This is a genomic window from Mycobacterium sp. 1482292.6 (genome assembly GCF_001672995.1).
Classification (GTDB): domain Bacteria; phylum Actinomycetota; class Actinomycetes; order Mycobacteriales; family Mycobacteriaceae; genus Mycobacterium; species Mycobacterium europaeum_A.
In genome coordinates this window covers 1-763 of record NZ_LZKV01000042.1, presented here as the reverse complement: position 1 = coordinate 763, position 763 = coordinate 1, and the positions used below count along the sequence as shown (strand labels likewise).

The 763-nt window shown below is 70.5% G+C and carries 1 protein-coding gene and 1 pseudogene; one reads left to right on the top strand and one right to left on the bottom strand.

What is annotated here, in order from left to right:
• The coding region (locus A5624_RS03310) for a tyrosine-protein kinase family protein (RefSeq protein ID WP_156748777.1) at nucleotides 1-520 on the bottom strand (520 nt) is incomplete at its 3' end.
• Between the two features lie 164 nt (nucleotides 521-684).
• On the opposite strand from A5624_RS03310, the pseudogene A5624_RS27990 reads away from it, so the two are divergent.
• Nucleotides 685-763: pseudogene (locus tag A5624_RS27990) on the top strand (P-loop NTPase); the annotation flags it as partial.

Sequence of the window (763 nt, the reverse complement as noted above, 5' to 3'; positions counted from 1 at the left end):
GGTCGGTGGTGCCCATCATCCGGGGGATCGAATGGCCGTGGATGTCGGCGTCCAGCACACCGACCGACAGGCCGCGGGCCGCCATCGCCGCCGCCAGGTTGACCGTGACGGTGGACTTGCCGACGCCGCCCTTTCCGGATGCGACGGCGTAGACCCGGGTCAGCGAATTCGGTTGTGCGAACGGGATAACGGGCTCGCGGGCATCGCCGCGCAGCTGCTTGCGCAACTCGGTGCGCTGCTCGTCGTTCATCACGTCCAAGGTGACCTTGACCGCGCCGGTGCCCGGGACGTCGGCGACCGCCTGGCTGACGCGGTCGCTGATCTCAGTCTTCTTCGGGCAGCTGGCGGTGGTCAGGTAGATCCCGACGTGCACCGTCCCGTCCGGCTCGGTGTCGATGCTCTTGACCATCCCGAGTTCGGTGATCGGACGCCGCAGTTCGGGATCGATCACCTTGCCCAGGGCGGTGCGGATAGCCGCGGTCAGGCCGGCTGCTGAATCGGAGGGGTCATGGCTGGACATCACCGCCGAGTGTATGCGTCTGCGACGGGGTCATTCGGCGGCGACCTCTAGTTGGCCGGACCGGGTCCCGCCGGCTTGGGCTTGGGTGCGCCGGGGGCCGCGCCCGACGGGCCGGCGGGCTTGGGCGCCGATGCGGCCTGCGAGGGTGCGGCGGCCGGGGGCGGCACCGCGGCCTGTCGGTCGGTGTGCTGGACGCCGACATCCACGGCCATTCGATCCCCCGGATGATGGGCACCACCGACC